This window comes from Pseudomonas sp. SIMBA_041, assembly GCF_046535095.1.
GTDB lineage: Bacteria > Pseudomonadota > Gammaproteobacteria > Pseudomonadales > Pseudomonadaceae > Aquipseudomonas > Aquipseudomonas mucoides.
Map to the genome: position 1 here is coordinate 1 of NZ_JAWRXJ010000634.1, position 253 is coordinate 253.

Below are 253 nucleotides of genomic sequence, written 5' to 3' on the forward strand. Positions count from 1 at the left end.
TCCTCAGACAGACCCACGAACTGAGCGACGGTGACTTCGCCAGCATCAGCAGCGGTGCTGGCATCAGTGCCCTGGTCAATCAACAGACCAACAACCTGGGCGGCAATCTTACCAACCAGACACAACTGCCCAACCTCGCTGGGGGGCGTGGCTCAGGTTCCGGCAACGGCATCTCGAACATGGTCAATTCAAGCGTCCAGCGCGGCCTGGCCCCGCTGCAAATCTTGACCGGAGGCAAATGAGATGAGGCCTA

Annotated in this window: 1 pseudogene; it reads left to right on the top strand. The window is 59.7% G+C overall.

What is annotated here, in order from left to right:
• Positions 1–242, top strand: a pseudogene (locus SB725_RS32645) (hypothetical protein); the annotation flags it as partial.
• Positions 243–253: the final 11 nt, after the last annotated feature.